Source organism: Pseudomonas sp. ADAK2 TE3594, from assembly GCF_053628675.1.
Map to the genome: position 1 here is coordinate 6,439,670 of NZ_JBRJGV010000001.1, position 14,495 is coordinate 6,454,164.

Below are 14,495 nucleotides of genomic sequence, written 5' to 3' on the forward strand. Positions count from 1 at the left end.
GGATGGCTGGTAAAAAGAATACTGAAAAAGAAGGCAGCTCGTGGATCGGGAAGGTCGAAGACTACTCCCGCAAAATCTGGCTGGCTGGTTTAGGCGTGTACTCGAAGATTGACACTGACGGCAGCAAGCTCTTCGATACATTGGTTAAGGACGGCGAGAAAGCCGAGAAGCTCACCAAGAGCGCTGTCGGCAAGAAAGTCGATGCCGCCAAGGACTCCGCTTCGTCGGCCAAGTCGCGCATCAGTGGCGTGAAAGATCGTGCACTGGGCAAATGGGATGAGCTGGAAGGGGCTTTCGACAAGCGTCTGAACAGCGCCATTTCGCGCCTGGGTGTACCGAGCCGCAATGAGGTCAAGGCACTGCACAGCAAGGTCGATACCCTGACCAAGCAAATCGAAAAACTCACCGGTGCCAAGGTTGCGCCTGTTGCGGCGAAAACCGCGGCGGCCAAACCAGCGGCCAAAAGCGTAGCCAAACCATTGGCCAAGGCTGCCGCTAAACCGGCAACCAAAACTGCCGCGGCGAAACCTGCAGCCAAAGCGGCCGCAAAACCAGCCGCTAAACCGGCGGCCAAACCTGCAGCTAAAACCGCAGCTAAAACCGCAGCAGCCAAACCCGCCGTTGCGAAAAAGCCAGCAGCCAAGAAGCCTGTAGTGAAAAAACCGGCCGCCCCGAAAGCGGCTGCACCGAAACCAGTAGTGGCTGCCGCCAAGCCGGTAACCCCGGTCAGCACAGCGAACTCCGCGACTGCTCCGACACCTGCTGTAACCCCGACTGTTGCGCCGGCTCCATCGACGCCAACCAGTCAGTCCTGATGATCGTTCCCACGCTCCGCGTGGGAATGCCTCACCGGACGCTCCGCGTCCATTGCGGCAGTGACGCAGAGCGTCACTGGCTGCATTTCCACGCGGAGCATGGGAACGATCACGCCCGGCCTGCGAAGGTCGGGCGTTTTTGTTTGTCGAGCAAGCCCGCTCCTGTAGGAGCCAGGCTTGCCGGCGAACCAGCCGCCTCGGTCCATCAGGAATACCGCGTTATCGTTCTTCGCGGGCAAGTCGGATCGCCGCACCGCTCGCTCCTACAGGATTAGTCGTGCTCTTCGAGGTACTGCAATGCCAATCGCTCGGTCGCAACCTTGATCGGCGGCAGCAAGTGCGGCGCCACCAGCATCATGATCTGATACACCACCAGTCGCACTTCACCTTCGCGGTCGAGGATCCGCTGATAGTCCAGCGAGAACAGCAACGTCATGGTGATTTGTTCCACCAACTGCCCCAGCGCCTGGGTGTCACTGACCAACTGACCTTGAGCTTTCAACTGTGCCAGCAATGAAGCCAGTGTGCGCTTCAACGCATTAAGCAGGTTGCGTATCCCCTTGGCCAGTTTCGGCAGGCGGCCGGCAAGGTTCGACAGGTCCTGGAACAGAAACCGGTAGTGGGCCAGGCGTTCGATGATCAGGTGCAGGAACAGCCAATAATCTTCGGGCGCCAATTCCACATCGGACGGCGGATCAAGCAACGGCGTCAATTCGGCCTGGAAGCGCTCGAACAACCCGAGAATCAGCGGTTCCTTGCCGTGGAAATGGTAGTAGAGGTTGCCCGGGCTGATGCCCATTTCGTTGGCCACTTCCATGGTGGACACATTCGGTTCGCCCTTCTGATTGAACAACTGCAGGGCACATTCGAGAATCCGGTCGCGGGTTTTCATCCAGTCTTCTTAATGGTCGAGTCATGCCACGGCCATTGGCGGCCGTGGTTCGTTGAACGTCAGCGCACGCGCACGTAAGTACCGGGTGCCGCCTCCATCGGTGGATAGTTCTGGTTGCCGAGAGCCATCTGGGTTTCACGTTGTGCGCCGGAGCGTTCCTGAATCCAGCCCAGCCATTGCGTCCACCAACTACCGTCGACGCGCTTGGCGTCGTAATACCAGGCTCGCGGGTCGCTGCTCAGTTTCGGATTCTCGACGTAGTTGGCTTTCGGATTGTGGGGCGGGTTGAGAATGCTCTGCACATGACCGCTGTTGGACAGCACGAAGCGCCGCTCGCCACCCAGCAGCAATGTCGAGCGATACACCGCATCCCATGGGGTGATGTGATCATTCATGCCCGCCACGCTGAAACTGTCGACGGTGACTTTCTGCAGGTCGATCGGCGTGCCGCACACTTCCAGCCCACCCGGATGATTCAGCGGGTTGTGCTTGAAGAAATCCAGCAGGTCGCCATGAAACGCCGCCGGCAGGCGCGTGTTGTCATTGTTCCAATAGAGGATGTCGAACGCCGGCGGCTCCTTGCCGAGCAGGTAGTTATTGACGAAGTAATTCCAGATCAAATCATTGGGGCGCATCCAGGCAAACACCCTGGCCATGTCACGACCTTCCAGAACGCCCTTCTGATACGAGCGGCGCTTGGCCGCTTCCAGCGTCTGTTCGTCGGCGAAGAGGGTGGCCGGGCTGTCTATCTGGCTGTCGAGCATGCTGACCAGGTAGGTCGCGCTGGACACCCGTCGTAGCTGCCGCTTGGCCTGCAAATGCCCTTGTAGCGCGGCGATGGTCAGCCCGCCGGCACAGGCCCCCATCAGGTTGACCTCGCGAGCGCCGGTGATCGCCCGGCACACGTTCATCGCTTCTTCGACGGCTTCGACGTAAGACGACAACCCCCATTCGCGATGACGCACATCGGGATTGCGCCAGCTGATAATGAAGGTCTGCAAGCCGTTTTTAAGGGCGAACTGGACGAAGCTGTTGCTCGGGCTCAAGTCGAAAATGTAGAACTTGTTGATTTGCGGCGGCACGATCAACAACGGTTTTGAATACTGCTTTTCGCTCATCGGCTTGTACTGGATCAACTCCAGCAGCTCATTGCGAAACACCACGGAGCCGGTGGTGGTGGCGACCGTTTTGCCCACCTCGAATGCTTGTTTGGTGACTTGCCTTGGCAGGCCGTGGTTGTGCATAAGGTCGTCGAGCAGATGGCCGATACCCCGCACCAGGCTGTTGCCGCCGGAGTTGAAAAACTCCTTGATCGCCAGCGGATTGAGCAGCGTGTTGGACGGCGCCACGGCGTCGTTGATCAAGGCAAAGGCAAAGTGAGCGCGGGCACGATCGTCCGGGCTCATGTTGCTTTCGTCGATCCAGTTCTTGACTTCTTTCTGCCAGCTCAGATAGGCCTGCAGGCTGCGGCGATAAAAAGGATTGAGGCTCCACGTCGGGTCGGCAAAGCGACTGTCCTGCGGGTTGGTCGGGTGCAGGGTTTCACCCAACAATACACGGCCCAACTGGCCGCCCAGCTTCAAGGCATGCCGGGCCGTATACACCGGATTGCGCAAGCCGTGGGTGGCCAGGCTGCGCAAGGTCGAAAGCAGGTCCCGGCCGCGCAGACCGGTAACCGCACTTTGTGCATTGATGAATGCAGCGGGAGCGGGCAAAGAGCCCTTCGCTGGTTTGTCGCGCATGAGTCAACACTCCTTCGTCATCAGGCCAAAAACAAACACACCCGAACAAAACACCATAGACGGTGTTGCGGGTTGTTGCGCGGCACGGCCTCCTGCCGACTCCTTTTCATAAACAAAAGTCGGGATCGGTTAACCGCCCGATGGCGCCGGATGCGGATGCATTACTGCGCGCTGACGTTCCTCCTCAAGAAACTTCATGATGATCGGTGCCACCGCTTCGGCCCGGGTAATCAAAAACAGATGGCCGTCGTCGATGATGTGCAATTGGGCATTGGGAATTCGCCAAGCCAGCATGCGCATGTTGATCAGCGGGATCAGTGGATCGTCGTCGCCGGCCAGCACCAGGGTTGGTTGGTGGATTTTGTGCAGCCAGTGAATGCTGGTCCAGCCGAGGCCGGCGAACAGCTGCCAGTAATAACCGAGTTTGCCTGCCGAACGAACCCTGGCGGCGTGACTGGCAGCCAGGGTCGGATCACGACGGAACGAGCCGCCATAGATCATCGGTGCGATGCGGATCACATGGGATGGCTGGATGTAGCGCCGTGGGCTGGCCATCATCCACAGCACTTTCGGCTTGCCCGGAACCATCACGGCGCCGGCCGCTGTGGCCGCCAGCACCAGCTTCTTGCAGCGCTCGGGATAGTCATGGGCGAACTGCTGCGCCAGAGCGCCACCCCACGAAACGCCAATCACGTTGACTTGCCCGTAATCGAGATAGTCGAGCATTCGCGCCGTGAGTTTCGCCAGGCCTGAAAAGCGATACGGGCGATTGGGAGTCGATGAACCGCCGACGCCGGGTACGTCGAAGGCGATGACTTCCAGGTCCGGATCCAGAGCCTGGACGAACGGGAATATCAGCTCCAGGTTGGCGCCGATGCCGTTGAAAATCAGCAAGGGCGTCAAGTGAGGCTTGCCGGGGCGTACCGCAGTGCGGAGGGTCTGGCCATCCAGGTTGACGGTACGAAAGACGAACGGTTGCGGCATGCACAGAGCCCTGTAGGTTTAAACGCTGATCGAGCCGTCCCGGGCCGTCGCAGAATGTTCGAGGTTGGCCTCGAGAGTAATCGATAGAGATCGCGGCACCTCCCAGTGCCGCGGACTGCGAGTTATTTGAAGCTCAACGTTCATGCACGTAAGTACCTGGCGAAGCTTCGCCCGCTGGATAGGCCTTGTTGCCAAGGTTGGCGGGGGATTTCTTCAGTTTGCCCGAACGCTCGGCCTGCCACGCCTGCCAATGCAACCACCAGGAATCGGTGTGCTTGGTGGAGTTTTCCATCCATTCTTCGGCTTTGACCGGCATGTCGGTGCTGGTCATGTAGCGCGCTTTCGGATTGCCCGGAGGGTTCAGAATGCTCTGGATATGCCCGCTGCTGGACAACACGAACTCGACCTTGCCGCCGAACAGCTGCGCGGATTTGTAGCAGGACTTCCACGGAGTGATGTGATCGTTGGTACCGGCCAGGGAAAAGATGTCGGCGGTCACCTGTTTGAGGTCGATCGCTGTGCCGCACACTTCCAGGGCGTCGGGACGGATCAATGGGTTGTTTTTGAACATCTCGATCAGGTCGCCATGGAACGCCGCCGGCAACCGGGTGGTGTCGTTGTTCCAGAACAGAATGTCGAAAACCGGAGGCTCATTACCCAGCAAGTAGTTGTTGACCCAGTAGTTCCAGATCAGGTCGTTGGGGCGCATCCAGGCGAAGACTTTCGCCATGTCGCGACCTTCCAGCACACCGGCCTGGTAGGAATGGCGCTTGGCGGCTTCGAGGGTCTGCTCGTCGACGAACAGGGCCACATCGCTGTCCAGGGTGGTGTCCAGCACGCTGACCAACAGGGTGAGGGCGTTGACCTTCTTCTCGCCGATCGCTGCGTAGTGACCCAGCAGGGCGGTGCAGGTGATGCCGCCGGAGCAGGCACCGAGCATGTTCACGTCTTTGCTGCCGGTAATCGCGGTGACGACATCGACCGCTTCCTTGAGCGCTTCAATGTAGGTCGACAGACCCCACTCGCGCTGCTCCTTGGTCGGGTTGCGCCAGCTGACGATAAACGTCTGCACGTTGTTGCGCAGGCAGAAGCGCGCCAGGCTCTTGTCCGGGCTCAGGTCGAAAACGTAGAACTTGTTGATCTGTGGCGGTACCACCAGCAGCGGGCGTTCATGCACCTGCTCGGTGATCGGTCGGTACTGGATCAGTTCCAGCACGTCGTTGCGAAACACCACTGCGCCTTCGGTTACGCCCAGGCTCTTGCCGACTTCGAATGCACCCATGTTGACCTGGCTCGGCATGCCGCCGTTGTGCACCAGATCCTTGGCCAGATGGGAGAGGCCGTCGAGCAGGCTCTTGCCGCCGGTTTCGAAGAAGCGTTTGACCGCCGCCGGATTGGCAGCCGTGTTGGTCGGGGCCATCGCTTCGGTCATGAGGTTGATCACGAAGTGCCCGCGAGCGACGTCCTTGGGCGAGAGGTTGCTGTCATCGATCCAGGCGTGAAGCTCCTTGCGCCACGCCAGATAAGTTTGCAAATAACGTTTGTAGAGCGGGTTCTGACTCCACGCCGGGTCAAGGAAGCGACGGTCATCACTTTGCGGTTGAAGCTCGGATTTTCCGAGCAGCACGTTCTTGAGTTCGATGCCGAAATGGGCGACATGCCTGGCACTGTGGATGGGTTGTCTGATGGCTTGGCTCAGCACCATGCGGGCAGAGCCCAAGAGATCCTTTCTACGTAGTCCAACAACAGGATTCAGCCCCAAGGTATTTTCCGAAGCCTGAAATTTCAAGTCATCGTTAAGCTTGTTACTCATCTACGACGCTCCATTGTCCTGAGACGAGTACCTGAGTCCAGCTGTGTAATCACACAGCACGCCAAGTACTACTGCTCGGGTGACTGTAAATTGCGCATCGCTGCTTTTTTAGTTCAGAGAGCACTGCACGGAACTTGCCAGCTCCATTGGTTACCCGAGTTTAATTTTTTTCGCAAGCGGGCCAATCGTTGCCACCGCAGCGAAGCATTCAAACAGATGGAATTAGAAAATGCCCTCTAAATAGCCAGAGGCCTGAGCTAGAGCATCAGCTTGACGACCGACTCATTCGGATCACGGGTCTTTCCAGCCGCTTTGAGTTCCGCAAGATAATCGTTCCAAAGATCTTCCTGGCGCACTGCCAGCTGGTACAGATATTCCCAAGTGAACAAGCCGCTGTCGTGTCCGTCGTCGAAGGTCAATTTCAGTGCGTACTGACCGGCCGGTTCGACCTTGCTCAGGCCTACGCCGATCTTGCCAAATTGCAGGATAGGTTTGCCATGGCCCTGGACTTCGGCGGAAGGAGAGTGCACGCGAAGAAACTCGGCGGGCAGGTGATATTCCTCGCCGGACGCGTATTTGAGCGACAGGGTTTTCGAGGCTTTGTGAAGTTTGATGTCGGTGGGGATCATGACCGGTTTTTCCGTTTTGTGTGGAACCTTGTGGGAGCGAGCCTGCTCGCGATTGCGGTGTCTCAGCCAACACAATGGCTGAATGTACCTCCGTCATCGCGAGCAGGCTCGCTCCCACAGTTCCACTACATCTGTAAGAGTTGCTTACAGGATATAACGGGACAGGTCTTCGTTCTGCGCCAATTCGCCCAAGTGGCTGTTGACGTAATCGGCATCGATCAGGATCGGCTTGTCCTCGTGGGTGCTGGCCAGATCACCGGCGCTGAACGACACCTCTTCGAGCAGGCGCTCGAGCAGGGTGTGCAGGCGACGGGCACCGATGTTTTCGGTTTTCTCGTTGACCTGCCAGGCGATCTCGGCGAGACGCTTGATGCCGTCCGGCAGGAATTCGATGAGCAGCCCTTCGGTTTTCAGCAGTGCACAGTACTGCTCGGTGAGCGATGCATGTGGCTCGCTGAGGATGCGCTCGAAATCTTCCGGGCTCAGGGCCTTGAGCTCGACCCGAATCGGCAGGCGACCTTGCAGCTCAGGCACCAGATCGCTCGGCTTGCTCAGGTGGAACGCACCGGAAGCGATGAACAGGATGTGGTCAGTCTTGACCATGCCCAGTTTGGTGTTGACGGTGCAGCCTTCGATCAGCGGCAGCAAGTCACGCTGTACGCCTTCACGGGACACGTCGATGCCACCGGAATTGCCGCGCTTGGCGACCTTGTCGATTTCGTCGATGAACACGATGCCGTGCTGCTCAACGGCCTCCAGGGCCTTGGCCTTCAATTCTTCTTCGTTGACCAGGCGACCGGCTTCTTCGTCGCGAACCAGTTTCAGCGCTTCCTTGACCTTGAGCTTGCGGTTTTTGCGCTTGCCCTTGCCCATGTTGGCGAACAGGCTCTGCAGCTGGTTGGTCATTTCTTCCATGCCCGGTGGCGCGGAGATATCGACGCCGGACACTTCGGCCACTTCGATTTCGATCTCCTTGTCATCCAGCTGACCTTCACGCAGGCGCTTGCGGAACAGCTGGCGGGTGTTGGAGTCGGCCGACGGTGCGGAGTCCTCGTTGCTGAAGCCCATGCGTGCCGGTGGCAGCAAGGCGTCGAGGATGCGCTCTTCGGCAGCGTCTTCGGCGCGGTGGCGAACCTTGGTCATTTCCTGTTCGCGCAGCAGTTTGATCGCGGCGTCGGCCAGATCACGAATGATCGATTCGACGTCACGGCCAACGTAGCCCACTTCGGTGAACTTGGTCGCTTCGACTTTGATGAACGGCGCGTTGGCGAGCTTGGCCAGGCGACGGGCGATCTCGGTTTTACCGACACCGGTCGGGCCGATCATCAGGATGTTCTTGGGGGTGACTTCGACGCGCAGCTCTTCGGGCAGCTGCATCCGGCGCCAGCGGTTACGCAAGGCGATAGCGACGGCGCGTTTGGCATCGTCCTGGCCGATGATATGGCGATTGAGTTCGTGGACGATTTCACGGGGGGTCATGGGCATAATAATTGGCGGTCCTCAAGCAAAAGTGAGCCGTGGCGCTAGGCCAGAACAGGCTTACTCAGCGAGGTCCTGCTCCTCAATGGTGAAGGTGTGGTTGGTGAATACGCAGATGTCGCCGGCGATGCCGAGCGCTGTTTCGACAATTTCCCGCGCCGACAAATCGGTTTTCTTCAGCAGGGCACTCGCGGCAGCCTGGGCGTAACCGCCGCCGGAACCCATGGCGATCAGGCCTTCTTCGGGCTCAACCACGTCACCGTTGCCGGTGATGATCAGGGATGCATCTTTGTTGGCGACCGCGAGCATGGCTTCGAGGCGGCTCAGGGAGCGGTCGGTGCGCCATTCTTTGGCGAGTTCGACGGCGGCGCGAACCAGATGGCCCTGATGTTTCTCAAGCTGGCCTTCGAAACGCTCGAAGAGGGTGAAGGCGTCAGCGGTGGCCCCGGCAAAACCGGCGATAACCTGGCCGTGGTAGAGGCGGCGAACTTTCTTCGCGTTGCCTTTCATCACGGTATTGCCGAGCGAAACCTGGCCGTCGCCGCCCATGACGACTTTGCCGTGGCGGCGAACTGAAACGATGGTGGTCAAGGGAGAGTCTCCACGCAGCGGGGCGAAAATGCCTTATGCCAACTCATATGGGGGTGGTGGAGCGTTTTTCAACTGTGGAGCGGGAGAGGGGACGAGCGGTGTAGGGCGGGGATGGGGATGTTGTCTGTTCGGGCGCCTTCGCGGGCAAGCCTCGCTCCTACAGAGATTTACGTGATCCTGTAGGAGCGAGGCTTGCCCGCGAAGAACGATGACGCAATGTCCCTGACCGGGTCAGCGACTCTGGCGTTGTTGTAACAACAGGTTGCTGAAGCCGCTGCCAGCCAGTTGTTTCTGGGCGGTGGTCAGCTGTTCGCGATTACTGAACGGACCGACCAGCACCCGATACCAAGTCTCGTCCTTCACAGTGCCGGATTCAACCGCCACGGCCTGACCCAGCAGGATGATCTGCGCACGCACCTTGTCGGCATCGGCTTCCTTGCGGAACGAACCCGCTTGCAGGAAGAACTTGGTCACCGGCGCAGCTTTCGCCACGGGTGGCGCTGGCGGCGGGGTGATGCCAGCCAATGCCGCTTGAGCTCGGGCGGTGTCGATCTTCGCCGCTTGCTCCGGCGTCACCGGCGTGGTCGGAATGGCCGGCACTTGTGGTGTCGGCAGGGTTTTTTCCGGTACCGCGTCCGGCGGCACAATGACTTCCGATTCCGGCAGCAAAGTGTAGAAGTCGTACTTCGGTTTCACCGGTTGCGTCGGGCTTGGCGGGGTCTTGTTGGCCTCGGCGATCTTGGTGGCTTTCTGCTGCTCGATCTTCTCGCGCTTGACGGTATCGCTGCCCTTGCCCGGCTCCAGCTTCATCAGGAACACAATGAACGCGCCGACCGTCAGGCCGATGGCCATCCACAGCCAGCCCGGGATCGGTTGCTTTGCAGGAGCTTGGTAACGGCTGGCGCCACGCTTGGGTGCAGGTTTTTTCTTGGCAGCCAACTTACATACGCTCCAGAGTTTCCAGACCCAAGAGTTCCAGGCCTTGCTTGAGAGTGCGGCCGGTCAGCGCGGCGAGGCGCAGACGGCTCTGCATTTGCGCCGGGGTGTCGGCGCCGAGGATCGGGCAGTTCTCGTAGAAGCTGGAGAACAGGCCGGCAACATCGTACAGGTAGGTGCAGAGGATGTGCGGCGTGCCTTTGTCGGACACGTTATTCAGGATCTCGCCGAACTGCGCGAGTTTCGCCGCCAGCTCATGTTCGTGTGCGGCTTCGAGGACGATCTGCCCTTCGACTTCGCTGAAATCCTTGCCAAGCTTGCGGAACACGCCGGCCACCCGGGTGTAGGCGTACAGCAGGTATGGCGCGGTGTTGCCTTCGAAGTTCAGCATCAGGTCGAAGTTGAAGCTGTAGTCGCTGGTGCGGTGCTTGGACAAATCGGCGTATTTCACGGCGCCGATGCCCACGACCTTGGCGATGTTGCGCAACTCGTCTTCGGCAAGCTCTGGGTTCTTCTCTTTCACCAGGGTGTAGGCGCGCTCCTGGGCTTCGGTCAGCAGGTCGATCAGCTTCACGGTGCCGCCATCACGGGTCTTGAACGGACGGCCGTCGGCGCCGTTCATGGTGCCGAAGCCCATGTGTTCCATTTCCATCGGGTGCGTCACGAAACCGGCCAGGCGCGCGACCTGGAACACTTGCTGGAAGTGCAGGGCCTGGCGCTGGTCGACGAAATACAGCGCACGATCGGCCTTCAGCACGCCGCTGCGATAACGCACGGCTGCCAGGTCGGTGGTGGCGTAGAGGTAACCGCCGTCGGCCTTGACGATGATCACTGGCAGCGGGTCGCCATCGGCGTTCTTGAACTCGTCGAGGAACACGCATTGCGCGCCGTTGCTCTCGACCAGCAGGCCAGCGGCCTTGAGGTCGTTGACCACGTTGATCAGGTCGTCGTTATAGGCGCTTTCACCCATTACGTCGGCCATGGTCAGTTTGACGTTCAGCAGTTCGTAGATTTTCTGGCAGTGCGACAGCGAGATGTCTTTGAACTTGGTCCACAGCGCCAGGCAGTCCGGGTCGCCGGCTTGCAGCTTGACCACCAGGCCACGGGCGCGATCAGCGAACTCGGCGGACTCGTCGAAGCGTTGCTTGGCGGCGCGGTAGAAGTTTTCCAGGTCCGACAGCTCGTCGCTGGTGATCGGGTTTTCCTGCAGATAAGCCATCAACATGCCGAACTGGGTGCCCCAGTCGCCAACGTGGTTCTGGCGGATCACTTCGTCGCCGAGGAATTCCAGAACCCGGGCCACGCCGTCGCCGATGATGGTCGAGCGCAAGTGGCCGACGTGCATTTCTTTGGCCAGGTTCGGGGCCGACAGGTCAACCACAGTGCGCTGCACCGGGCCGGCCTTGCGTACGCCGATGTGGTCGTCGGCCAGTGCCGCGTCCAGGCGGGTCGCCAGGGCTTGAGTGTTCTGGAAGAAGTTCAGGAAGCCAGGACCGGCGATTTCGGTCTTGGTGACGTTCTCGTCAGCCGGCAGCGCGGCGATGATTTTCTCGGCCAGGTCACGGGGTTTCATGCCCGCCGGTTTGGCCAGCATCATGGCGATGTTGCTGGCGAAGTCGCCGTTTTTCTTGTCACGGGAGTTTTCCACCTGGATCGCCGGCGACAGGCCTTCAGGCAACACACCTTCGTTGACGAGTTGGGTGATGGCTTGTTGGATCAGCTGGCGAATGGTGTCTTTCATGGTCTGCTCTTTCGACCGCAAGCGCGGCGGCGCTTCGATGCGCTGGTGGAAAAACTGGGCATTATCCGTTGCGAAGACGGGCTTGCCAACTATAGCGGGCAGGTTATGGATATGTGGTGACAAATCGACCGCTATCGCGGGCAAGCCCGCTCCCACAGGGTAAGTGGTATGACGTAGAGCATGTGAACAACGCAGATCCCTGTGGGAGCCGGGCTTGCCCGCGATAGCAATCTTGAATTCAATACAAATCGACCGGATCGACATCCAAGGACCAGCGCACCGCCCGCCCACTCGGCATCTGCTCCAAAACCAGCAACCAACTGCTCAGCAATCGATGCAGCGGTGCCCGGGCCGTCGCTTGCAGCAACAACTGCGCACGATAACGCCCGGCCCGGCGCTCCATCGGCGCAGGCACTGGCCCCAGCAACTCAATCCCGGTCAGGTTCTGCTCGGCCAGCAAACGCTCGGCCTCGCTGCACGCTTCATCGAGGAAGCCTTCGGCCTGCCCCGGTTTATGCGCTTCGGCCCGCAGCAGCGCGAGATGCGCAAACGGCGGAAGTCCTGCGGAGCGGCGTTCGCTCAACGCCTGTTCGGCAAAGGCGAAATAGCCTTGTTCGGTCAGTTGCACCAGCAGCGGATGGTCCGCCAGGTGCGTCTGGATAATCACTTTGCCCGGCTCTTCGGCCCGCCCCGCGCGCCCGGCGACCTGGACGATCAACTGTGCCATGCGTTCGCTGGCGCGGAAATCGCCGGAGAACAGCCCGCCGTCGGCATCGAGAATCGACACCAGGGTCACCCGGGGAAAGTGGTGCCCTTTGGCAAGCATCTGTGTGCCGACCAGAATGCATGGCTGGCCCTTCTGGATGGTCGCGAACAGTTGATTCATCGCGTCTTTGCGTGATGTGCTGTCGCGGTCGACCCGCAGCACCGGGACGTGCGGAAACAAAATCCCCAGGCGTTCTTCGGCGCGCTCGGTACCGGCACCCACGGGCCGCAAATCGACCTTGCCGCACTTCGGGCAATGCCGAGGCACTCGTTCGACGTAGCCACAATGGTGGCAACGCAGTTCACCGGAGCGCTGGTGCACGGTCATTCGCGCGTCGCAGCGCTGGCATTCAGACATCCAGCCGCAGTCATGGCAAAGCAGCGTCGGGGCGAACCCTCGGCGGTTGAGGAACACCAGCACCTGCTGGCCGGCGGCCAGGGTCTGACCGATAGCTTGTTGCATCGGCCCGGAAATGCCGCTGTCCAGCGGACGACTTTTCACGTCCAGGCGCAGGAAACGCGGTTGCTTGGCGCCACCGGCCCGCTCATTCAGGCGCAAGAGACCGTAACGACCGGTGTAGGCGTTTTGCAGGCTTTCCAACGAAGGTGTGGCGGATCCGAGGACAATCGGGATGTTTTCCTGCCGGGCGCGGACCAGTGCCAAGTCGCGGGCGTGGTAGCGCAGGCCTTCCTGCTGTTTATAAGAGCCGTCGTGCTCTTCATCAATGATGATCAGGCCGGGGTTCTTCATCGGCGTGAACAGTGCCGAACGGGTACCGATAATAATGTCGGCCTCGCCATCCCGCGCCGCCAGCCAGGCTTCCAGGCGTTCGCGGTCATTGACCGCGGAGTGGATCAGCGCGATACGCGCATTGAAGCGCTGCTCGAAGCGCGCCAGGGTTTGCGGGCCGAGGTTGATCTCCGGGATCAGCACCAGGGCTTGCTTGCCGGCCTCGAGGGTTTCGCGGATCAGCTGCAAATAGACTTCGGTCTTGCCACTGCCGGTGACACCGGCCAGCAGGAACGCGTGATAACTGTCGAATCCGGCGCGAATCGCTTCGTAAGCGGCGCGCTGCTCCGGGTTGAGCGGCAGCTCCGGTTGCGCCAGCCAGTGTTCGTGGCGCACACCGGGCGCGTGCTTGCGGATGTCTACTTGCACCAGATCCTTGGCCAGCAACAGATCGAGACTGTCCTTGCTCAGCATCAATTTGCTCAGCAACTGATGAGCGACACCATGAGGATGCTGGGCCAGGGTCGCCAGGGCTTCACGCTGTCGCGGTGCTCGGGCGATGCGCGGATCATCGAGGCTGGCGCCCGGCGCGGCGGACCAAAAACGCTCCTGACGCGCTTCGGCCAGTTCACCCTGACGCAATAATACCGGGAGCGCCCAGCTCAACGTGTCGCCGAGGCTGTGCTGGTAATACTGGGAAGTCCATAGACACAGCTTGAACAACGCGGGCGGCAGGGGCGGCGTGGCATCGAGCAGCGCCAGGGCCGGTTTGAGTTTTTCTGCCGGTACTTCGCTGGTGTCGGTGACCTCCACCAGAATCCCGATCATTTCTCGCCTGCCAAACGGCACCCGCAAGCGCATGCCAGGGTGCAACTGGGCGCGCAGGACTCCGGCCGGGGCACGGTAATCGAACAGGCGGCGCAGAGGCGAAGGCAGGGCGAGGCGCAAAATGGCGTTGGGCACGCGATTGTTTTCTCGATGAGAGGGCGATGAAGAAGGCCGGGAGCCTAGCAGACGGTCGGTGTAAGGGACAGCTTGCGTGATTGCAAAGGTCTGGTAGAATCCGCGGCCTAATTACGTGCGGTATTCAACAATGGTGTTGAGTGGCGGCACGCTAGCCTGAGGAATACATCATGAAAGCCGATATCCATCCAACATACGAAATCACCGCAGTTACCTGCAGCTGTGGCAACAAGTTCGAAACTCGTTCGAACCTGGCCAAGCCTCTGGCGATCGACGTATGCAACGAATGCCACCCGTTCTACACCGGTAAGCAGAAGACTCTGGATACTGGCGGCCGTGTACAGCGCTTCGCAGACCGTTTCGGCGCTTTCGGCAAGAAAGCTCCTGCTGCTGCAGAGTAAGGTTGAAAGGCCCA

12 protein-coding genes are annotated in these 14,495 nt (G+C 60.0%); 2 read left to right on the forward strand and 10 right to left on the reverse strand.

What is annotated here, in order from left to right:
- Window positions 1-2 precede the first annotated feature (2 nt).
- Window positions 3-815, forward strand: a complete 813-nt coding sequence (locus AB7M22_RS29015; protein WP_454188551.1) for a phasin family protein — start codon at window positions 3-5, stop codon at window positions 813-815.
- Between the two features lie 271 nt (window positions 816-1,086).
- Here AB7M22_RS29015 and AB7M22_RS29020 read toward each other — a convergent pair whose 3' ends face one another.
- The 10 genes from AB7M22_RS29020 to AB7M22_RS29065 all read right to left on the reverse strand — a co-directional run bounded on the left by AB7M22_RS29020 (window position 1,087) and on the right by AB7M22_RS29065 (window position 14,080).
- Window positions 1,087-1,707, reverse strand: coding sequence for a TetR/AcrR family transcriptional regulator (locus tag AB7M22_RS29020; RefSeq protein ID WP_008009235.1), 621 nt, complete (start codon window positions 1,705-1,707; stop codon window positions 1,087-1,089).
- A gap of 59 nt (window positions 1,708-1,766) precedes the next feature.
- Window positions 1,767-3,449 (reverse strand): class II poly(R)-hydroxyalkanoic acid synthase, encoded by a 1,683-nt coding sequence (gene phaC, locus AB7M22_RS29025; protein WP_454188552.1) that lies wholly within the window; start codon window positions 3,447-3,449, stop codon window positions 1,767-1,769.
- A 129-nt stretch (window positions 3,450-3,578) separates the two neighbouring features.
- A complete protein-coding gene (phaZ, locus tag AB7M22_RS29030) occupies window positions 3,579-4,433 on the reverse strand; it encodes a poly(3-hydroxyalkanoate) depolymerase (protein WP_454188553.1) in 855 nt (284 codons plus the stop codon).
- 133 nt (window positions 4,434-4,566) lie between these two features.
- The gene (gene phaC, locus AB7M22_RS29035; RefSeq protein ID WP_008009232.1) at window positions 4,567-6,246 is read right to left on the reverse strand and encodes a class II poly(R)-hydroxyalkanoic acid synthase; all 1,680 of its coding nucleotides are present in this window, start codon (window positions 6,244-6,246) and stop codon (window positions 4,567-4,569) included.
- A gap of 257 nt (window positions 6,247-6,503) precedes the next feature.
- A complete protein-coding gene (locus AB7M22_RS29040; protein ID WP_427625443.1) occupies window positions 6,504-6,875 on the reverse strand; it encodes a gamma-butyrobetaine hydroxylase-like domain-containing protein in 372 nt (123 codons plus the stop codon).
- 144 nt (window positions 6,876-7,019) lie between these two features.
- Complete coding sequence (gene hslU, locus AB7M22_RS29045) at window positions 7,020-8,360, reverse strand: ATP-dependent protease ATPase subunit HslU (protein WP_253546978.1); 1,341 nt, start codon at window positions 8,358-8,360, stop codon at window positions 7,020-7,022.
- A 54-nt stretch (window positions 8,361-8,414) separates the two neighbouring features.
- Window positions 8,415-8,945 (reverse strand): ATP-dependent protease subunit HslV, encoded by a 531-nt coding sequence (hslV, locus tag AB7M22_RS29050; RefSeq protein WP_007899242.1) that lies wholly within the window; start codon window positions 8,943-8,945, stop codon window positions 8,415-8,417.
- 231 nt (window positions 8,946-9,176) lie between these two features.
- Window positions 9,177-9,884 (reverse strand): SPOR domain-containing protein, encoded by a 708-nt coding sequence (locus AB7M22_RS29055; protein ID WP_008009226.1) that lies wholly within the window; start codon window positions 9,882-9,884, stop codon window positions 9,177-9,179.
- A gap of 1 nt (window position 9,885) precedes the next feature.
- Entirely contained in the window at window positions 9,886-11,622 is a 1,737-nt protein-coding gene (argS, locus tag AB7M22_RS29060; RefSeq protein ID WP_454188554.1) for an arginine--tRNA ligase, read from the reverse strand.
- A gap of 238 nt (window positions 11,623-11,860) precedes the next feature.
- Window positions 11,861-14,080, reverse strand: coding sequence for a primosomal protein N' (locus AB7M22_RS29065; RefSeq protein WP_454188555.1), 2,220 nt, complete (start codon window positions 14,078-14,080; stop codon window positions 11,861-11,863).
- 170 nt (window positions 14,081-14,250) lie between these two features.
- Between AB7M22_RS29065 and rpmE the strand changes: the two genes are divergently transcribed.
- Window positions 14,251-14,481, forward strand: coding sequence for a 50S ribosomal protein L31 (rpmE, locus tag AB7M22_RS29070; protein ID WP_007899231.1), 231 nt, complete (start codon window positions 14,251-14,253; stop codon window positions 14,479-14,481).
- Window positions 14,482-14,495 lie beyond the last annotated feature (14 nt).